Raw genomic sequence first — 18,749 nt, forward strand, 5'->3', positions numbered from 1 at the left:
CTACTGTATGGTGGCCCGCAGCTCAATATACAGCAGATTTTAAGGATGTTATATTAGCTTGAGGCCATCTTCCGTCTAAACTCCAGCGGTGAGAGCTCCGTTTTCTTTTTGAATAAACGATTGAGTGACTGTGGCTGTTCAAAACCCAGCTGATAGGCAATTTCGGCAACGGAAAGTTCCGACCTGGACAGCAGATCTTTCGCTTTTTCAATAAGTTTATGTTGGATATGGTTCTGCGCACTTTCACCGGTCTGCAACCGTAATAAATCGCTTAAATAGTTTTTCGACATATTCAGCCGCTCAGCAAAGTAACCCACTTGGGGTAAACCCTTGTGTTCGGTTTCGGCTTCAAAATACTGATCCAGCAATTGTTCAAACCGGCTCACCAAGGGTACATTGTGTACCTTACGCGTAATAAACTGCCGGTTATAAAACCGCTGCGAATACACCAGCAGCAGTTCGATGAAACTGACAATGGCATCCTGGCTATAGCTGTCGATCGGACTGTCATATTCGCTTAAGATCCCTTTTCCGATGTTTCGGATCTGCTCTTTTTCCCGGTCGGACAGAAAAAGTGCTTCGTTGACTTCGTAATCGAAAAAACTGTAGCTGCCGATTTTGTGTGCCAGGTCATAGGTGCGGATAAAATCGGGATGGAAAACAAGGGAATAACCTACTTCGGCATGGGCAGTATCGGGATCAACACTGATCGTCTGCCCGGGTTTAAAGAAGGTCATCAGGCCTTCCCGGAAGTCGTACTGATGTGGGCCATAACCCAATACGCATTGTGCATCTTCTTTGATGGAAATGCAGTACAGGTTGAGCTGAAAGGTGGTCTCGACCGTTGGATGTATATGCTTGTTTTTGGAGAAATCGGTGATGCTAAAAAGCGGATGCTGCGGTTTGGGCAACTGCAGCGCTTCATGATAGTCAGCGATACTATTGATCCTGATCAGTACGGGTTCTTTCTTTGACATGCTCTTTTTGCCTGTTAAATAATAGACTAATTTAAGTAAAATGCCATGCGCTTTCTGCTCGCATGGCATTTATATTTTTTAAGATTGCAGCGGAATACTTACATCGCGGGATCCGGTATCCAGTCCGATCGGCAGAATAGCCTCAATGCGTTGCAGCTCTTCGGCGGTCAATAGGATGTCTGTAGCGGCGATATTCTGCTCCACATAGCGCACTCTTTTTGTCCCCGGTATCGGCACGATTCCTTTTTGGATCAGCCAGGCAAGGGCCAGCTGGGACGAGGTAACGTCTTTTTCTTTTCCAATCTGTTCGAGTTCACGCACCAGATCGAGGTTTTTATAAAACTGTTCGCCCTGAAACCTCGGGATAAGTCTGCGGAAATCATCTTCGGGAATATCGTCCGGCGACTTGATCTCACCCGTGATAAATCCACGGCCCAAAGGGGAGTAGGCGACCAGGCCTATACCCAGCTCCTGTGTCAGATCGTATACGCCATTGGTCTCTACTTCGCGTCCGAACAGGGAGATTTCATTCTGCACAGCCGTGATCGGGAAGGTCGCATGTGCCTTGCGGATCTGCTCGGCACTAACTTCCGAAATGCCCAGGTACCTGACCTTGCCCGCTGTGACCAGCTCGCCCATGGCACCTACGGTTTCCTCAATGGGTACATTCGGGTCGGGGCGGTGCATATAATAGAGGTCAATCACATCGGTATCGAGGTTTTTCAGCGAGCGCTCGATAGACTTTCGGATATAATCTGGCCGACCATTGATACGCCAGGTCACCTGGTCCTTATCATCAATCTCAAAGCCGAACTTGCTGGCGAGGATGTAATCGTTCCGCTTGCCGCTTATGGCCCTAGAGATCAACCTTTCGTTTTCAAAGGGTCCATACAGATCGGCCGTATCCAAAAAGTTACCTCCCAGTTCCAATGACCGGTGGATGGTGGCTATGGATTCTTTTTCGTCGGCCTTGCCGTAGATATCGCCAGTGGACGCAAAACTGCTCATCCCCATACAGCCTAAGCCGATCATTGGAATTTCAAGTCCCTGCGTGCCTAATTTTCTTGTTTTCATCTGCTTCTTATTTTTGTTACCCAAAATTACGAAGCAGCGCCTGCAGCATGTTTACCCCAATTACGGAAACTTGTAACTGAATTACGGATCTAATCGCTAATTAAGCTACCCTGAATTTTTCTTTATAGGCATCTTCTGAAGCTTTTTTAAACGATTTGAATCTGATTAGCCAACTGTTGCGAATATGAATTAATATCCAGCGGATTGTAAATGCGATTAGCCAAATTTCGAACAACAGGAGAAAACAACTGACAAAAAGTGTAATTTACATTAATATCAGGTCTCAAGATCAGATTTTAATCGTTTTGAAATCGCTAAATTAAAACAATTATGATGAGAAAATATGTTGGTATAATACTCTTTTTTATTGCTGCAGCGGGTAGCCTACATGCGCAAACGCTGACGACTAAATTGGTACCGATGCGTTTAGCTGCAAGTTTTGACCGCGTAAAAGAGGGCATCCCCGATATGTCCGGCCAGTTTGTCGACAGCAAGATGAAAATCACAGCCCTGAGAAGTACAGATTCGACTGCCCGATTTGAAATCGAGGAGCAGGGGATAAGCATTGAAACGGTTGTGGATAACGAAAAAGAGTATCATAAATTGGTCACTGCTGCGGCAAAAGATGTTTCCAAACCAAGTATTCATATGCTGTATACGTATTCGTTAAAGAATAAAAAATTGAAAGTACCGCCGCCGAGAAAAGTCTTTTTCTCTCCGGAGTATGGGGTAATCTGGACTTTGACGTTAAAAAAAATAGCCGAAAAGGAAACCGAAGTTGTACTTAACTACAAATCACTATCGCCTGCATTCGCCGAGAAAATCGAAAGTGAGTTTGAAAGCGACACCTATTATAGCCACAAAATCGTAAAAATCGACGTCAATGATAAGAGAATGAATCACCTGATCAAGGAGATTTTGATCAATCAGATGCATGTCGATAGGGATTATCCAGCGCCAACGTATCCCGCGCGCAATTAATTATTCCACATTAATAAATAAAGTACAGTCGCCCAACCGTTGAATCTGAATCTGAATCTACCCTTATTTTGGTTAGAAATATCCTCAATTCAGCTACAATTGACCGCCCATAGTTGCGGAACTTTGTCCTGTTACATTTAAATAAGTTTAACATGCAGACAAATGAAATAAAAGTAGCCCTAGTTACAGGTGCCAATACAGGTGTTGGTTTTCAGATTGCCAAAGCTCTTGCTGAAAATGGATATCATGTGTTTGTTGGATCACGAGATTTAGAAAAAGGAAAGGATGCCGCCAATCAGATAGAAGGTGAAGCGCATGCCATTCAGCTGGATATTACCGACAATAATTCAATCAGGAATGCTGTTAGTAAAATAGAAAATGAGTTTGGGTACCTTACTCTGCTGGTCAATAATGCGGCAATTTCAAACGCAGGGATCCCCGGCCGTACAATGTGGGAAATTCTTAGTGCCCAGAAGGCAAGCGTCACATCCATAGCTGAAATGCGCCAGGTTTGGGAAACCAATGTATTTGGCACGCTTGCCATAACACAGGCCTTATTGCCCTTCCTCCGGAATGCAAAACAATCTAGGATCGTAACCGTTTCAAGTTCTCTAGGCTCACTGACCCTGAATGCAGATCCGGACAATGCATTCCGTAGTGGATTTGATGCCGTATATGGCGCTTCGAAAACCGCTTTAAATGGTGTTTTCCTTTCTCTTGCAAATGAATTGGAAAATACAAATGTTAAGGTGCATCTGGTAAGTCCGGGTTTTACAGCGACAGCCCTGAATAACTTTGAAGGTACAGATACGGTGGAGGAAGGCTCACTTGAGCCGATACGCGTGGCACTGGCGGAAGATATACCCAATGGAAGCTTTACGGGACCGGCTACCTATCGCACAGAACAAGGGGGTCAAGTGCCGTGGTAGAATTACACAAAGGAAGACCTGTAGCTATAAGCTACAGGTTTTTTTATAAATTTATTGTATGAAAAAGAAAGAGGATAAGTTAAAACGCTTTATATCCATATCAGAGAGTCACGAAGCTTTTGGCCTACCAAAACCGCAGCATCCCCTGATTAGCTTGGTCCATTTCAATCAGGATAATCCATTCAATACCGCTATGGCTCCAATATACGATGTCCTGAGTTTCTACAAGATCACTTTTATAACAAAAAACAGCGGAAAACTCAAGTACGGCAGGGGGTACTATGATTTTAATGAAGGAAGTATGCTTTTCTTTGCGCCCAATCAATTGGTGGGCAGCACAGAATATAATAGGGATACCTATGCTTATCTGCTGCTGATTCATCCTGACTTTTTCCTGGGTTCCCCTTTAGCCCATAAAATTAGGAAGTACGGCTATTTCTCCTATTCTGTGAATGAAGCGTTACATTTATCTGATCAGGAAAGAGAAACGATGATAGCGATCTTGAATTTCATGAAAAATGAACTTGACAACCGGATAGACGAATTTAGCCAAGAAGTCATTATTTCGCAGGTGGAGTTAATGCTGAGCTACGTCAATCGGTTTTACAAGCGGCAGTTCATTACGCGAAGAAATATAAACAATGATATTCTACTGAAGGCAGAAGCGCTGTTGGATGATTATCTGGATCATGATCATTCGGTAATTCTGGGAGTGCCAACGGTCCATTTTCTTTCGGAGCGGTTGAATGTGTCTGCGGGTTATCTAAGCGATATGCTACGCTCGCTCATTGGCCAGAGCACGCAGCAGTATATCCACCATAAACTTATTGAGCGGGCAAAAGAGAAATTATCAACGACACAACTTACCGTAAATGAAATTGCTTACGAACTGGGTTTTGAGCATGCACAAAGTTTCAGCAAACTGTTTAAAAAGAAAACCGCTCAGACGCCACTGGAATTTAGAGGGATGTTTAAATCAAAGTAAAAATATATGTTCGGAGTATAACCGAGCAGATCAAGTTCTGTCTGATTGGCCCAGATTATAACCCCTTCGCTGTTGACCCAATGCAGGGATAGGGAGGTTTTATTGTTGTAACCCTTCAAAGGTATTGATGTCCGCCATAGATCTTTCAGATAGAAAATTTTATTCATGAGCCTAAAATAGGTGTTACAGTCCAGTTTTGAATGGGCAAAATTACGTACTCTGCAAGGGTAATAATAACGTTAAACTGCGGTATGAATACAGGTTTCAGCTAATATATATGACAATATTATGTTTTGCGCAATATAAAATTATTTTACCTTTGTTTTGTATCAAAGCATCTTAATCTTGTTCTACAAGATATAAAACACACTAGACACTTTTACTTTATTAAAACAAACAGTTTATGCGCTAGGTGTGTTTTAAAATGCATAAAATCACGAACAAATGACTACAGAAATTAAAAACAGAATAAAAGAAGTATTCGAAAAACAGAAAGACTTTTTCGGCACGCAAGCAACGAAGGAAATCACATTCCGTAAAAGACAGTTGCAAAATTTCCGTAAAGTTTTTGCGAGTTACACGGATGCGGTCTGTGAAGCAGTGAATATCGATCTTGGAAAAAGCAGGGCAGAAGCAGAATACGTCGAAGTTCAGATTGTTCTCGATGAACTCGACGATATGATCGAAAATATGGAAGAATGGGCAAAACCAACCTATGTCAAATCAAAACCGCATGCTTCGGGAGCGGAAGTCATCAGTAAGTACATTTATGAGCCCTACGGTGTAAACTATATTATAGGTCCCTTCAATTACCCGGTGCAGTTGACTTTCAGTCCGCTGATCGGTGCCCTGATGGCCGGAAATACGGCTATCATCAAACCTTCTGAAAACACGCCCCATGTTGCCCAGGTGATTGAAGATATTGTTAGCGAAGCTTTTGATGAACAATATGTTGCCGTTTTTCAGGGCGCTATTGAAGAAAACACCTATTTATTGAGCCTTGCTTTTGATTACATCTTTTTTACGGGAAGCCCTAATGTTGGCAAAATTGTCATGAAGGCAGCTGCCGAACAACTGATTCCGCTTACTTTGGAACTGGGCGGAAAATCCCCAACGATCGTACACCATGATGCGGATATCGAAAAAGCCGTTCAGCGCATTTCTGCCGGCAAATGGATCAATTGCGGACAGACCTGTGTTGCTCCGGATTATGTGTATGTGCATGAATCTGTGAAGGGCGCCTTTATCGATCAGTTGAAATCTTATCTTAAAGCTACGTACAACGATGAATCTTTAGGGAAAATCGGTAAGATTGTAAGTCAGCATCAGATCGGGAATTTAGCGGGATACCTGGATGCCGCTCCCGAAAAAGTTATTTATGGGGGAAAATATGATCTGGAAACACGCCATTTTGAAGCAACCTTGATGGACGATGTCAACTGGAATGACGCGGTGATGCAGCAGGAAATTTTTGGTCCGATCCTTCCTATTTTAACTTACAGCAATATCGATGAAGTGCTGAAAGAGATCAATAGCAGACCCAAGCCATTGGCGCTTTATGTGTTTTCTGAAAGTCAGCAATTTGCCGATGACGTGATCGCAAGAACCACCAGCGGCGATGCGGAGATCAATAGTACATTGATCCACGTCGGATCGCATTATCTTCCTTTCGGTGGCGTAGGTGCTTCGGGAATGGGAAAATATCACGGCAGATTTAGTCTGGAAAACTTTAGTCACCAGCGTTCGATCCTGCAGGTAAAATAGCGATAACTCACGCATACAATTCATCAAATAATCAGGACCACCCGTTAAGGTGGTCCTTTTTTTTGGTATTTCCGGATCTTATATTTCCGTTTCAACCTCAGATCGGGTTAGTTAACTGTTGAATCCTCAGATCGGGTTAGTTAACTGTTTAATTAAAATCACTTCGACCTAGCTACTCTTTCTAGCTATCGAAGCATATGGATTGATAACCACGGGACTACCTGCTATTTTGATAAGTGTGATAGCAATTGTGAAACCCTGTTTTTTTTGATTGGCAGCTCAATTATTGATATTTGGTTTGAGAGATTCTAGCGGGGTAAAATGGCTTTGAGAGGCCAGAATAAGCGCTGATAGAATCTAAACCTGTAATCCAGCACGTCCACGGCAAATCAGTGGCTGATGGATTCAAATTTTCAAATTTATGGCAAATATGGGAAATCAGGCCTATTTTGATACGGCTATTATTGAACGCATAAAAATGGCGCGGGTACAGGGACCGGAAATATTGGATCTGGTCGCTCATCACTGTGTCGAGTCAATTTTGCTTGAAGGGCATTACAGGCTCTCTCTTCAGGGGATCCTATCAAAGCTGTGCAGTTCATCGGAACAGATCGTCTTTAATAGCTTTAACATTCTGGTATACAAGTATTATCGTGAAAGTACGTCCGTCAGTTTTTATGCTAATAAATTAAAACTTACAAGTAGAAGGCTTTCCGAGCTCTGCGCAGCGAATAGCGGGAAATCTGCAAAAGCATTCATTTCTGGAATTGTAGTCCGGGAGGCTATCCGCTTGATCAGACATTCGAATCTATCCATTTCGCAGATTTCTTTCGAAATAGGTTTTAGTAATGTCGCAAATTTCAGAAGTTTCATCAAGAAACATACCGGCAAACAGCCCCATTTGCACCGTAACGAAAGAGATAATTAATTTTGGATAACGTATATCATTTGCGGTCTAAAGGCAGGGATGAGTATAAACCAGACAGACCGGTGAGGGCAAGCAACCGCAAACCCTAAATGGCATTTCGCAAAGACTATTTTTTCAATGACGCAGCCCCCGGGCTGCTTCATTTGTTATGAAGCAATATCCACTGCTTCATAAAAGGCTCTCGCAAAGCGTGACTTTGCTTTTTCAAATCCTGATTCAAATCAAGTATTTATTTCAATAAATTGATATTTGTTTACTAATTTTATTAGTATGTCAATCGCTTTTAGTATATTTGTTTAGTCAACGAAACGTTTCCCCGGATGCAATATCACGCTCAAAGCATGAGGAATGTACATAGCGCAAGGGTGAGGGGCACGAATAAAATAGATACAATGCACGCAAAGTTTATTCAGCTTATCAAACAACACTGCCAGTTATCGGAGGCAGAAATTGATCTGTGTAAGAACTATATGGAGCCAGTGCGCTATGCCAAACATCAGATCATCGAAGAGGAGGGAAAAGTACCGGCTTACCTCTATTTCGTTGTATCGGGCTTTGTACGTCTTTTCATTATAACGATAAAGGCGACGAACTGACGACACATATCAACTGTCCCCCGGGATTTATATGCTCTTACCAGAATTTTAGCAATCAGACGCGTTCCGAAGAAAACCTGGAAAGCATCACCGACTGCGAACTGCTGCGTATCACTAAAGCAAACCTCGATATGCTAACTGCACCATCGCCTGCATTTAAAGACTTTAGTGTGTATGTGTTTCAGCAAGCCTTGAGTTATAATGAGAAGAGATCGAAAGAGCTAGCCACGCTTACGGCCGAAAAACGCTACCTCAAGCTCATGGCCGAACAGCCAGATCTGCTGCACAACGTACCCATGCAATATATCGCATCGTTCCTCGGCATGAACCCCAAAAGTTTGAGCTGTATCCGCAAACAGATCATTAGATGATACTCTTCTTGGCCTACCTGATGGAACACCAGGAATTACTTTAGTGCAAATCTTGAAAATAGAATCCCACACGGATCGCTTTCAGGCCAACCAGTCCCTGCAGATCTTCCACCTCAAACTGCTCGATATTTTCGTCGAGTAATCCTTTGTGCTGTAGTAGGTTGATGTATCCCATATATTCTGTTTCTTCATGTACATTGGAGTAGACAACAACCAGTTTGCCTTTTTGTGTGATGCGCTCCGTCGAGCCCTTGATCTTGGCTTTATCAATGCGTTTCTTGGCAATCTCGTAGCGTACATTATAGGATCCATCGATATCAAACTGCTTCTCGTCCATGCGAAAGCGGATGGAAATGGGGGTGGCAAAGACCAGTACCAATGAGGTCACTTCCAGCTGATGCGGAAGGGCGGGCTGGAGCTGCCTAAACTCGCGTTCCATCGCGCACATCACCTGCAGCTGCCACAGCCGTAAATTGCGTAGGTAGTAGAGCTCAAAATTCCGACCGGGAGCGATGGAGGCCCCGATATACATGTTGTGCTCGATACCGTCTGTCTTGTAGCGCTCGTAGTAATGTGGAAAGTATTCTTGGGCTTCCACCTGCTTTTCGTCGAGGATGGCCACCAGCTTTTTATTGATCAGCGTGATGGAGTTGTCATAATCCTGTCGGGCCTCATAAAAACCGCCGATAGAGAGGTTGATTCGCTCAAAATAGCGGTCGATGGCTTCGGTGGCGACGCTATTTTTGTTGTTTTTCCTGAAATTTTCTAGAATAGGGTGAATATCCTGGTTAAAATAATCGAGCATAAGCTGTTCCGTATCGGTCAGCAGCGCTTGCTGCAGCGTAGTCAGGTTTCTTTCCAGATCGAAGACCTTTTGCTCAAAGAGCGGTAATCGCTGCGTTTGGTTGATCGCCGTGAACAATGCGATCAGTTCCTTGCTCTGATTGATGAGGTCCTGACGGATGGCCTGATTGCGGGATTCTGAGGAGCCCTGTACGTCGATCTGCCCATAGAGCGGATAAACATGGTCAAAGACGATTTCCTGCAGGGCATAGTCTTTTCCAAAGGCGCGGTCGTTGAGGAAATGGATGGCTTCCTCCTGAAACCGCCATTTGACACTAGGGTGTATGGCGGTATATTCCTTTTGGATCACCGCTTCGACCTGATTTTCAGTTTCGGCAAATGCTTTCGAGACTTTATCTTTGATAAAGGGTAAAATGAAGTTGAGCTTGTTGGCATTGACCGAATTGAGCTCCCGCACTTTGGATGAGGACATTTCCAGTAAGCCCAGCACTTTGTCGCCTTCGACGAGGGGAACAAAAATAAAGCTCTTCACCTGTTGCTGCTTGAGCTTGTTGATAAAATAGGCCTGCTTTGGATCACCCAGCGGCAGCTTGTCAATATCCGGTACAACAAAATATTCGTCCTTGGTGAGCAGGTTTTCCAAGGTCTCGCTGCAGAGCATGTTTTCACATTCCTCGATCGTCGAGTCGTAAAGCAGATGACTGTACAGCTGTTTTTCGACAATCCGTAAGTTGTACTCGTTCCTGACCTTTTCAAAGGAGGTCAATCCGATGCGCAGATCATTTATTTTATAAATCGACCGGAAAATGCTTTCTATTTCTGCCAGCTGGACAGCGCTTTTTTCGCGCAGCAGATTGCTCTTGAAGCTGGATACCGCATTTTCAATGGTCGCATCAAAAAGTGTCATAATGGAAAAGCCTTTCAGGATCCAGCTCTGCTCGGGGAATTTGGACTTCCATAGGGCAATATCCGAAAAGTTGTCGACCAGTTCGGTAATATCTTCAGCCGTAAGATCGAGTACCCGTTCTGTCGGAAGGACATCGATAAAATCGGCATTGAATAGGACGCGGTAATGATGGATGATATTGTCCTTGTCTGGAATATCCAAAAAGAGGGGGGCATCCATGGCATCCACCTTAAAGCCATAATACTGGCTGATGATAACGCAGCAATTGAGAATGTAATAGGTATCGGGCGAGATATCACGAAGGCTAAATTCATAGTGATCGCCGGCATCCGCTAATATTTTTTCCAGTCTTGCGGTATGGTTGAACGTATAGAGATGGAAGGGAATGGTAATGGCCTTGATCTCATTATGTGTCAGTGAGCTCGGGAACAGGTCGGCCAGCAGCACCTTGATAATAGGCTCATAGCGCAGCAGGTCTTCTGCTTTTTCGACCCCATCGATAAGTTCGGGGTATTTGCTGATTTCTTCCAGCAGCGATCGGGCATAGCTGGCCTGAAAGCCAACCGGCGATAGGGCCGCTGCTTCAAAGGATGGTATAATCTTATGAAAAGCGATCAGGGTTTTAAACGGACTGGAATCAAAGGCGAAGTTAAACTGCATAATGGTTGTTCCCGAATAAATTAGATTATTGCTGGAAGATGTACAAAAATATAAAATAATCGGCGAAAAGAAAACCCAAAGCGGCTGGATAAAAACACTGCAATGACATTGACGCCATTGAACTGTGTTTCCAAATAATGTTGTATGCTTCGAAAACTGCAGTGTAAGAACATGAACGAACCGATGCGGTTTCAAATATTTTTGTAATGCGTATTACTTACCATTGAATTTAATGGTAGAGGATCTGTAAATAGGGATTGTCATTTTTTCACCTGTTGCGCGAAATGCCGTGAGAAAATTATAGCTTTCATTTTTTTTCAGGTCTTTGGCAAAATCTTCAAAAAAAAGATTAATCCCCCCGCCTGTATCGAAGATAAAGTTTCCTTTCTTTCCTTCGATTTCAGCTTCTACTACAATATGACCGGGGGTAATAGTTGTAATGGAAGGCTTTGGCCCAAGGTGGTAAATGGTAGGATTATGATGGCGATTACGCTTAAGTAAAATTGCCTCGTTAATACGGTTTTATACATGTCGGAGTGATTTTAGATTTAAAGATGAAATGGTCATTTTTAATCGCTTTTGCCAGAATAGCTAAGCGAATCTTTATTTCAATATAAAGATAAATAAAATTGCTTATAGTTTCATCATCTACCTTTAAAACTGGACTGTTACTTATCAGGTGATAAAGACAGCTGTCGACACACTTTCAATTTCTATCAGCATCAGCTCAAAAATTCCAGCTTGTTCAATACGGTCGGAACACGAGACAAGAAAATGTTTTTTTCTTTCGTTGGTATTAATCCACTCCCCGGGTATACATGGCGATCCTATAGATGGCTGTTGAAGCAGTGATAAATAGATCCGTACGATCTTTACCTCCAAAACAGACATTGGATGTCCATGGTTCATTTACTTCAATATGGCCAATCAGCAGGCCCGTCGGACTATAAATAAAAACGCCTTTGCCTGTCAGATAAATATTTCCGTAATGGTCCAATGTCATCCCGTCAGATCCCTGATCGATAAGCGCTGTCTGTCCGCTGAGCTTGCCGTCAGATTTAATGGTATACCTGTACGTTTTATTCCGTTCGATATCTGCGACATAGAGGTATCTTCCATCGGGCGAGCCGACAATGCCGTTCGGTTTGCTGACATCATCAGCTACTACGATGGGTTTTTTCGCTTTTCCTGGCGGAAGGTAGTAGACTTTCTGCCCCGCTATTTCTGGCTTTTTCCGGGGCCAATAATCGCGCAGATAAAAGGGGTCTGTAAAGTAGATGCCACCTTTCTTGTCTGCCCAAAGATCATTTGGACCATTCAGTTTCTTTCCATCGATAGCGGTCAGCAGGACGGTAACCTGACCATCTTTGCTGATTGACCAGATTTCGTTCTTTTCGTCGGCACAGGCAAGGAGCTGACCCTGATGGTTAAAGTAAAGTCCATTTGCGCGGCCTGCAGAATCTTTAAAAAGCGCAAGTTGCCCTTTGGTGCTATATTTCCAGATTTTGTTATTGGGCTGGTCGGTAAAATAGATGTCTCCGGTCTTGTCCACTGCCGGCCCTTCGGTAAAGGCAAACTGTCGGGCTATTAATTTTAGGCTGTCCTGATGAAACAACTGTGCGCTGAGATCTAAGCCATTTAAGGAGAAGAGTACGGACAGCAAGAGTGTAGGCCAGTGCCTGCGAGAATGAGCTGAATGGAACATATCAACTAATTTATCAATTTTCCGGCAATAAATAATTTTCTTGGGCTATATCACCTGGCCTTTATAATATTTCTTTCTTAACCAAAAAGCTACATTGACCAAGGCAATCAATGCGGGCACTTCCACGAGTGGACCGATAACACCGGCAAATGCCTGGCCACTGTTGATGCCGAAGACGCCAATAGCAACAGCAATAGCCAACTCAAAATTATTACCAGAAGCTGTAAAGGAAATGGCTGCATTTTTGGAATAATCTGCGCCCATTCGTTTACCGATAAAAAAGCTCACCAGGAACATAATGGCAAAATAGATCACAAAAGGACCCCCAATTCTGACAACGTCCATAGGAATCTGAACGATCAGTTCACCTTTCAGGCTGAACATGACTACAATTGTAAATAATAACGCGATTAAGGTGATGGGAGAGATCATGGGTACAAATTTGCTTTGGAACCATTCTTCTCCTTTTAACTTAATCAGGCTATAACGGCTGATTATGCCCATTGCAAAGGGAATACCCAAATAAATTCCGACACTTTCCGCAATCTGACCGATCGAAATATTAACATCAAGACCTTTCATGCCAAATACTGGAGGCAGAACAGTGATAAAGATATAAGCGTAGACGCTGTACAATACAACCTGAAAAATGCTATTGAGGGCGATAAGTCCAGCAGCGTATTCGCGGTTTCCTTCTGCCAGCTCATTCCATACAACGACCATTGCAATGCAGCGAGCTAGCCCGATAAGAATAAGGCCGATCATATATTCGGGGTAGTCCCGAAGAAATACAATAGCCAGGATAAACATTAAAATAGGCCCTATGATCCAGTTCAGGAGCAGGGAAGCCCCCAGTATCTTTGTGTCCTTAAATACGTTGCCCATATTTTCATATTTCACTTTGGCAAGTGGTGGATACATCATCAGGATCAGGCCAATGGCAAGTGGAATATTGGTGATACCGCTTGAGAAAGAATTGATAAAATCAGACGAAGACGGGAAAAGGAATCCAATAGATACTCCGACTGCCATCGCCAGGAAAATCCATAAGGTAAGGTATCGGTCGAGGAAACTCAATTTTTTCCTTTCATGTGCTGGGGCGCAGTTGTTGGCTGACATATTTTTTTGTTAGTGGGTATGTTTATTTATCGAGATTTTCCGCTACAAATTCAGCACTGTATGTTTTGATAAGATCACGTACCCTTCTGAATTCATTCATAACTTCTTCCTCCGTTCCGGTGGCTTTTGCCGGGTCTGGGAAATTGTAATGTAGCTTTTTAGCCCTTGAAGGAAAATATGGACAACTCTCTTTGGCATTATCACAGACCGTAATTACATGGTCAAAGTCTATTGCCGCATACTCATTGACATGATTAGAGGTGTGGGATGAGATATCAATGTCGGCTTCAGCCATAACCTGAATGGCTTTAGGGTTAACGCCATGCGTTTCTATGCCGGCGCTATAAACCTCGGCTCGGCTACCTGCGAAATGTCTTAAAAATCCTTCTGCAATTTGGCTGCGGCAACTGTTGCCGGTGCAGAGTACCAATATTTTTTCCATTTTTTAATGTCTTGATTAGCAGCAGCCGCCACCAGGTTTACAAACGGGGCCATCAGCAGCCAGATTAACCATTTCCAGCTTTACAGGTTCGGCTTTAGCAACGGGTGCGCAGCATTCTTCTCCATCTGAAGTGGTGCCACAGCTTCCCCCGCGGTTAATGGCTTTGCACTGGGTATAATCTGGAGTAAGGTTAACGATTAAATCTTGTCCGGATACGGTAAAATTACCCGGATACATTTGGCGTGTATCGAACTGCGAGTTGCCAAATTCAATTTTTACAATAGCATTGGGATTAAGCGGTAATTTCTTTTCAACGATATCCACGATAGACATCGCTTTACTTGCTTGCATTGCACGGCCTTCTTCTGTTTCCCTTGGTTCCCATAGTTGGACAATGATTTCAGTCCAGGAGTTCATTACGCCACCACAATCGACGGATATGATCGGAGCCTGTTTGATTTCTGTGATATGGTAGGAGGGATCTACCCATTTACCTGCTGCATATTCAAATTGTAAAATTTGATTCGGGTTTTGCTGGAGCTGCGTTTTAAACGTTTCCCAGTTGATAAATTCGGAGTTGTTCATGCTATATTGCAATTTAACGATTAATTGATGTAAATTTTTTTAGCAACAGTTTGTGTTCTCTTTATAAGAGTCAAAGAAAGCTGCCAGGTTTGTTTTCAATAATTTCCAGGCTTTCGGTTCAATGCAATAGCATACCCGTACACCCTCAATGGTGCCCTGGATAATACCCGCATTCTTCAATTCTTTAAGGTGCTGGGAAATTGTTGGCTGTGCCAATCCTAGTTCCTCAACCAGATCACCACAGATACACGAATTTGCATGGATGATGGATTGAAGGATCGCAATACGGGCAGGATGGCCCAACGCTTTGAGCATTGTGGCGAGCTGATTCTGCTCTTCTGTGAATATTTCTGTCTTAGTAAGTCCCATAATATTATTGCAATATTACGATTAATTTTTCTAAAATCCCAAATTGTAAACATAAAAATTATGCTACGATGATATTAATCGAAGTATTGCGCTCAAATCGAACTCGAAATGGCCTAATATCAACTTTTGGAGCAAAGGGTTATATTGGTGTAAAAAAAAAGAGACAACCGATACTCGGCGTCTCTTTTTGTACCTAGGGCGGGAATCGAACCCGCACTCCCTTAACGGGAACAGGATTTTAAGTCCTGCGTGTCTACCAGTTCCACCACCTAGGCAGGTGAGCGAAAAACGAGATTCGAACTCGCGACCCCAACCTTGGCAAGGTTGTGCTCTACCAGCTGAGCTATTTTCGCATTGGAATTATTATTCTTTCAATCTGTCAGAACCTTGCGTTCTTCCCTTTTGGTGGTGCCAGCTGGATTCGAACCAGCGACACAAGGATTTTCAGTCCTTTGCTCTACCAACTGAGCTATGGCACCTTTTCAATTGAGCTGTCTGCCTTATTGATGATGCAAATATAGACGGATTATTTGAATTACGAAAGCTAAAAGCGCTTTTTTTTGCGTTTAAACGCCAACCTGCTGATTTTTAAGGAAAAAAAATAAGGGGCTATTCGTGTAGAATAGCCCCTCTATAGGATATTGGTCGAGTTGATTAAGACAATTTACCAACTTCTAATACCAAGTCAACGATTTTGTTTGAATATCCCCATTCGTTGTCATACCAAGAGACAACTTTAACGAAGTTATCATTCAATGAAATTCCTGCTTTTGCATCGAAGATTGATGTACGTGCATCACCTAAGAAATCTGAAGAAACAACTTCGTCTTCAGTATAACCTAAGATACCTTTCAATTCGCCTTCAGAAGCTTCTTTCATTGCAGTTTTGATTTCTTCGTATGAAGCACCTTTGTTCAAACGTACTGTTAAGTCAACAACTGAAACGTCTGCTGTAGGAACGCGTAATGACATACCGGTCAATTTACCTTTCAATTCTGGAAGAACCAAACCTACTGCTTTAGCAGCACCTGTAGATGAAGGGATGATGTTTTGGTATGCACCACGACCACCTCTCCAGTCTTTTACTGAAGGACCGTCTACAGTTTTTTGTGTTGCTGTAACCGCGTGTACTGTTGTCATCAAACCTTCAACGATACCAAATTTATCGTTTAATACTTTAGCGATAGGCGCTAAACAGTTTGTTGTACATGAAGCGTTTGAAACGATGTGTTGATCGGCTTTCAATTCTTTGTGGTTTACACCCATGACGAAAGTAGGGGTGTCGTCTTTCGCTGGAGCAGACATCACCACTTTTTTAGCACCTGCATCGATGTGTTTTTGAGCCAACTCTTGCGTCAAGAAGAAACCTGTAGATTCGATGATTACTTCAGCACCTACTTCATTCCATTTTAAGTTTGCCGGATCTTTCTCAGCTGTAACACGGATAGTTTTTCCGTTAACAACCAAGTTACCGTCTTTTACTTCTACAGAACCGTCAAATTTGCCATGTGTTGAATCATATTTCAACATATAAGCCATATAATCTGGTTCAACTAAGTCATTGATACCAACAATTTCAATTTCTGGACGATTGATAGCCGCTCTAAATGCTAAACGACCAATACGTCCAAATCCGTTAATTCCAATTTTCATATTCTTAATTTTTATTGATATAATATTTAATTAAATTATGTATCGGTTCTTTTACAACATTACCAATACTGATATTAAATTCGTCTGTGGCAACTTCCCGAAGCAAGTGCTCATAATTAAACGCTACTGAACCCGTAAAGTTTACGTCACTGTCCGGATATTCTTTCATTAAGGGCTTGATGTAGGTTTTTATAAACGTACGAAGCCCATTTTTAACCAATTGACTAATGAATAGATGATCTTTATTTTCGAGGACAAAGTCTGTAAATGAATTCAGAAAATTTGTCGGTTGTGGGGAAATATACACCCTTTCCAAAATGGTTTTCTTATCGATGTTAAATTCTCTTTCCAGTTTGTCCCGCAGATCAACAGGTAAGGTATCCGTCATGTAATGTTTGAGCAGCTGCTGGCTATTCCAGTTTGTCGCCCCCTCATCGGCCAGAATATAACCTAGACCATAATTGTTGTCAATGATTTTTTTCCCTGTATAGTAAGCTGCATTTGATCCACTGCCAATGATGCCAATAATTCCTCTTTCGTCGCCGAAAGTGGAAATTGCCGAAGCAATGACATCATGATCAACCCGTACGCGCGCATTGACGAAAAAACGTTCGAGGACGTTTTTTATTTTATCTTTACGTTCCTTCGAGGAAGATCCCGCTCCGAAAAAATAGATCCGTCTGATTTTTTCGGCATTGTTGATCAAATTGGTGTTTTTATGCAAATGCTGTAGTATGGAGCGCTCATCCTGAAGATAAGGATTGATCCCGTTCATGCGGAACCCCGTAGTGATCCGCCCCTTGTCGGCCAACCGCCAGTCTGAAAATCGAGATCCACTATATACTACTGCTATCATGTCTGTTCAAATTACGATTATAAAATCTCAGCCATTTCCAATAAATCAGGGCTAAGTTTAATTTCCTTATTGCTGATTGCTTCTTCAATTGGAGTTGTCTTGATTTCATTACCACGAAGCCCAACAGTAACTCGTGTGTTTCCGGCCAATAATTCATTGACCGCAGCAAAGCCCAATCTACTCGCAAGCACGCGGTCGAAACTCGTCGGAGAACCACCCCGTTGCAAATGCCCTAATATACTAACTTTCGTGTCGTAATGATCAAACTTTTCTTTTACTTTTTTTGCGACATAATAAGCACCACCATTTTGGTCGCCCTCTGCAACAATAACTATAGATGACGATTTCTTCTTAATGGCACCGTCTTCTAAATGACGGATTAGATCGTCAATGGCCGTTTCTTTCTCTGGAAGTAAAATGGCTTCGGCTCCGCCAGCAATACCGGCATTTAAGGCGATACAGCCTGAATCACGGCCCATCACTTCAACAAAGAAAAGACGTTCATGTGACGCCGCAGTATCTCTGATTTTATCAATCGCTTCGATGACAGTATTGTTGGCTGTATCGTAGCCGATAGTATAATCAGAACCGTAAAGGTCGTTGTCTATCGTACCCGGAATACCTATAATAGGTATTTCAAATTCTTTGGAGAAGAAGTTAGCACCTGTAAAGGTACCGTCACCACCAATGACCACCAAGGCATCTACACCGGCAGCGATTAGATTGTCATAGCCTTTTCGACGGCCTTCAGGCGTCTTAAACTCCATGCAACGCGCGGTTTTTAATATTGTACCACCACGTTGTATAATATTGCTGACCGAACGCGTATCCATTTCAATGAAATTTGCGTCGATCAAACCTTGGTATCCTTGATAAATACCCGTTACTTGCAATCCTTTATGTAATGCTGTTCGAACGACAGCACGAATACAGGCATTCATGCCAGGAGCATCACCTCCCGACGTCAATACACCTATTTTTTTAATTTCTTTTATCACACGCTATATTTTAGGTTTTACGAATATAAGATTTTTATAGTGTATA

At 42.7% G+C, this 18,749-nt stretch carries 18 protein-coding genes and 3 tRNA genes; 7 read left to right on the forward strand and 14 right to left on the reverse strand.

Features of this window, described 5'->3' with window-relative positions; all coding sequences use genetic code 11:
* Positions 1 to 53 precede the first annotated feature (53 nt).
* The gene (locus tag B4Z90_RS22210) at positions 54 to 977 is read right to left on the reverse strand and encodes a helix-turn-helix domain-containing protein (RefSeq protein WP_201639143.1); all 924 of its coding nucleotides are present in this window, start codon (positions 975 to 977) and stop codon (positions 54 to 56) included.
* Positions 978 to 1,055: 78 nt separating this feature from the next.
* Positions 1,056 to 2,051, reverse strand: a complete 996-nt coding sequence (locus B4Z90_RS22215; protein ID WP_286768083.1) for an aldo/keto reductase — start codon at positions 2,049 to 2,051, stop codon at positions 1,056 to 1,058.
* Between the two features lie 330 nt (positions 2,052 to 2,381).
* On the opposite strand from B4Z90_RS22215, the gene B4Z90_RS22220 reads away from it, so the two are divergent.
* From B4Z90_RS22220 to B4Z90_RS22250, 7 genes are all read left to right on the forward strand, one after another.
* Positions 2,382 to 3,032 (forward strand): transcriptional regulator, encoded by a 651-nt coding sequence (locus B4Z90_RS22220; protein ID WP_201639145.1) that lies wholly within the window; start codon positions 2,382 to 2,384, stop codon positions 3,030 to 3,032.
* A 152-nt stretch (positions 3,033 to 3,184) separates the two neighbouring features.
* Positions 3,185 to 3,961, forward strand: a complete 777-nt coding sequence (locus B4Z90_RS22225; RefSeq protein ID WP_201639146.1) for an SDR family NAD(P)-dependent oxidoreductase — start codon at positions 3,185 to 3,187, stop codon at positions 3,959 to 3,961.
* A gap of 58 nt (positions 3,962 to 4,019) precedes the next feature.
* Complete coding sequence (locus B4Z90_RS22230) at positions 4,020 to 4,946, forward strand: helix-turn-helix domain-containing protein (protein WP_112376339.1); 927 nt, start codon at positions 4,020 to 4,022, stop codon at positions 4,944 to 4,946.
* Positions 4,947 to 5,390: 444 nt separating this feature from the next.
* Complete coding sequence (gene mdlD / locus B4Z90_RS22235; RefSeq protein WP_112376340.1) at positions 5,391 to 6,710, forward strand: NAD(P)-dependent benzaldehyde dehydrogenase MdlD; 1,320 nt, start codon at positions 5,391 to 5,393, stop codon at positions 6,708 to 6,710.
* Between the two features lie 421 nt (positions 6,711 to 7,131).
* Positions 7,132 to 7,638, forward strand: coding sequence for a helix-turn-helix domain-containing protein (locus B4Z90_RS22240; protein ID WP_112376341.1), 507 nt, complete (start codon positions 7,132 to 7,134; stop codon positions 7,636 to 7,638).
* A 392-nt stretch (positions 7,639 to 8,030) separates the two neighbouring features.
* Positions 8,031 to 8,234 carry a cyclic nucleotide-binding domain-containing protein gene (locus tag B4Z90_RS22245; protein WP_236586045.1) on the forward strand — a complete coding sequence of 68 codons (204 nt, stop codon included), beginning with the start codon at positions 8,031 to 8,033 and terminating at the stop codon, positions 8,232 to 8,234.
* 131 nt (positions 8,235 to 8,365) lie between these two features.
* Complete coding sequence (locus tag B4Z90_RS22250; RefSeq protein ID WP_239468852.1) at positions 8,366 to 8,605, forward strand: hypothetical protein; 240 nt, start codon at positions 8,366 to 8,368, stop codon at positions 8,603 to 8,605.
* Between the two features lie 40 nt (positions 8,606 to 8,645).
* Here the strand turns inward: B4Z90_RS22250 and B4Z90_RS22255 are convergent, their stop codons facing one another.
* The 12 genes from B4Z90_RS22255 to pfkA form a co-directional block, all read right to left on the reverse strand.
* Complete coding sequence (locus B4Z90_RS22255; protein WP_204991106.1) at positions 8,646 to 11,171, reverse strand: GAF domain-containing protein; 2,526 nt, start codon at positions 11,169 to 11,171, stop codon at positions 8,646 to 8,648.
* A 601-nt stretch (positions 11,172 to 11,772) separates the two neighbouring features.
* A complete protein-coding gene (locus B4Z90_RS22260) occupies positions 11,773 to 12,681 on the reverse strand; it encodes an SMP-30/gluconolactonase/LRE family protein (protein ID WP_204991107.1) in 909 nt (302 codons plus the stop codon).
* Positions 12,682 to 12,726: 45 nt separating this feature from the next.
* The gene (arsB, locus tag B4Z90_RS22265) at positions 12,727 to 13,800 is read right to left on the reverse strand and encodes an ACR3 family arsenite efflux transporter (RefSeq protein ID WP_286803304.1); all 1,074 of its coding nucleotides are present in this window, start codon (positions 13,798 to 13,800) and stop codon (positions 12,727 to 12,729) included.
* Between the two features lie 22 nt (positions 13,801 to 13,822).
* Positions 13,823 to 14,242, reverse strand: coding sequence for an arsenate reductase ArsC (locus B4Z90_RS22270; protein WP_201639151.1), 420 nt, complete (start codon positions 14,240 to 14,242; stop codon positions 13,823 to 13,825).
* Positions 14,243 to 14,257: 15 nt separating this feature from the next.
* Positions 14,258 to 14,827 carry a DUF6428 family protein gene (locus tag B4Z90_RS22275; protein WP_201639152.1) on the reverse strand — a complete coding sequence of 190 codons (570 nt, stop codon included), beginning with the start codon at positions 14,825 to 14,827 and terminating at the stop codon, positions 14,258 to 14,260.
* 39 nt (positions 14,828 to 14,866) lie between these two features.
* A complete protein-coding gene (locus B4Z90_RS22280) occupies positions 14,867 to 15,196 on the reverse strand; it encodes an ArsR/SmtB family transcription factor (RefSeq protein ID WP_112376344.1) in 330 nt (109 codons plus the stop codon).
* Between the two features lie 190 nt (positions 15,197 to 15,386).
* A tRNA-Leu gene (locus B4Z90_RS22285) sits at positions 15,387 to 15,471 on the reverse strand.
* 5 nt (positions 15,472 to 15,476) lie between these two features.
* Positions 15,477 to 15,549, reverse strand: a tRNA-Gly gene (locus B4Z90_RS22290).
* Between the two features lie 50 nt (positions 15,550 to 15,599).
* A tRNA-Phe gene (locus tag B4Z90_RS22295) sits at positions 15,600 to 15,675 on the reverse strand.
* Between the two features lie 175 nt (positions 15,676 to 15,850).
* Positions 15,851 to 16,849, reverse strand: coding sequence for a type I glyceraldehyde-3-phosphate dehydrogenase (gap, locus tag B4Z90_RS22300; protein WP_070561154.1), 999 nt, complete (start codon positions 16,847 to 16,849; stop codon positions 15,851 to 15,853).
* A 4-nt stretch (positions 16,850 to 16,853) separates the two neighbouring features.
* Complete coding sequence (locus B4Z90_RS22305; protein WP_070561153.1) at positions 16,854 to 17,705, reverse strand: hypothetical protein; 852 nt, start codon at positions 17,703 to 17,705, stop codon at positions 16,854 to 16,856.
* A gap of 17 nt (positions 17,706 to 17,722) precedes the next feature.
* Complete coding sequence (gene pfkA, locus B4Z90_RS22310) at positions 17,723 to 18,700, reverse strand: 6-phosphofructokinase (RefSeq protein WP_075994837.1); 978 nt, start codon at positions 18,698 to 18,700, stop codon at positions 17,723 to 17,725.
* Positions 18,701 to 18,749: the final 49 nt, after the last annotated feature.

It is taken from the genome of Sphingobacterium sp. UBA5639, from assembly GCF_002421245.1.
In the GTDB taxonomy this organism is placed as follows: Bacteria; Bacteroidota; Bacteroidia; order Sphingobacteriales; family Sphingobacteriaceae; genus Sphingobacterium; species Sphingobacterium multivorum.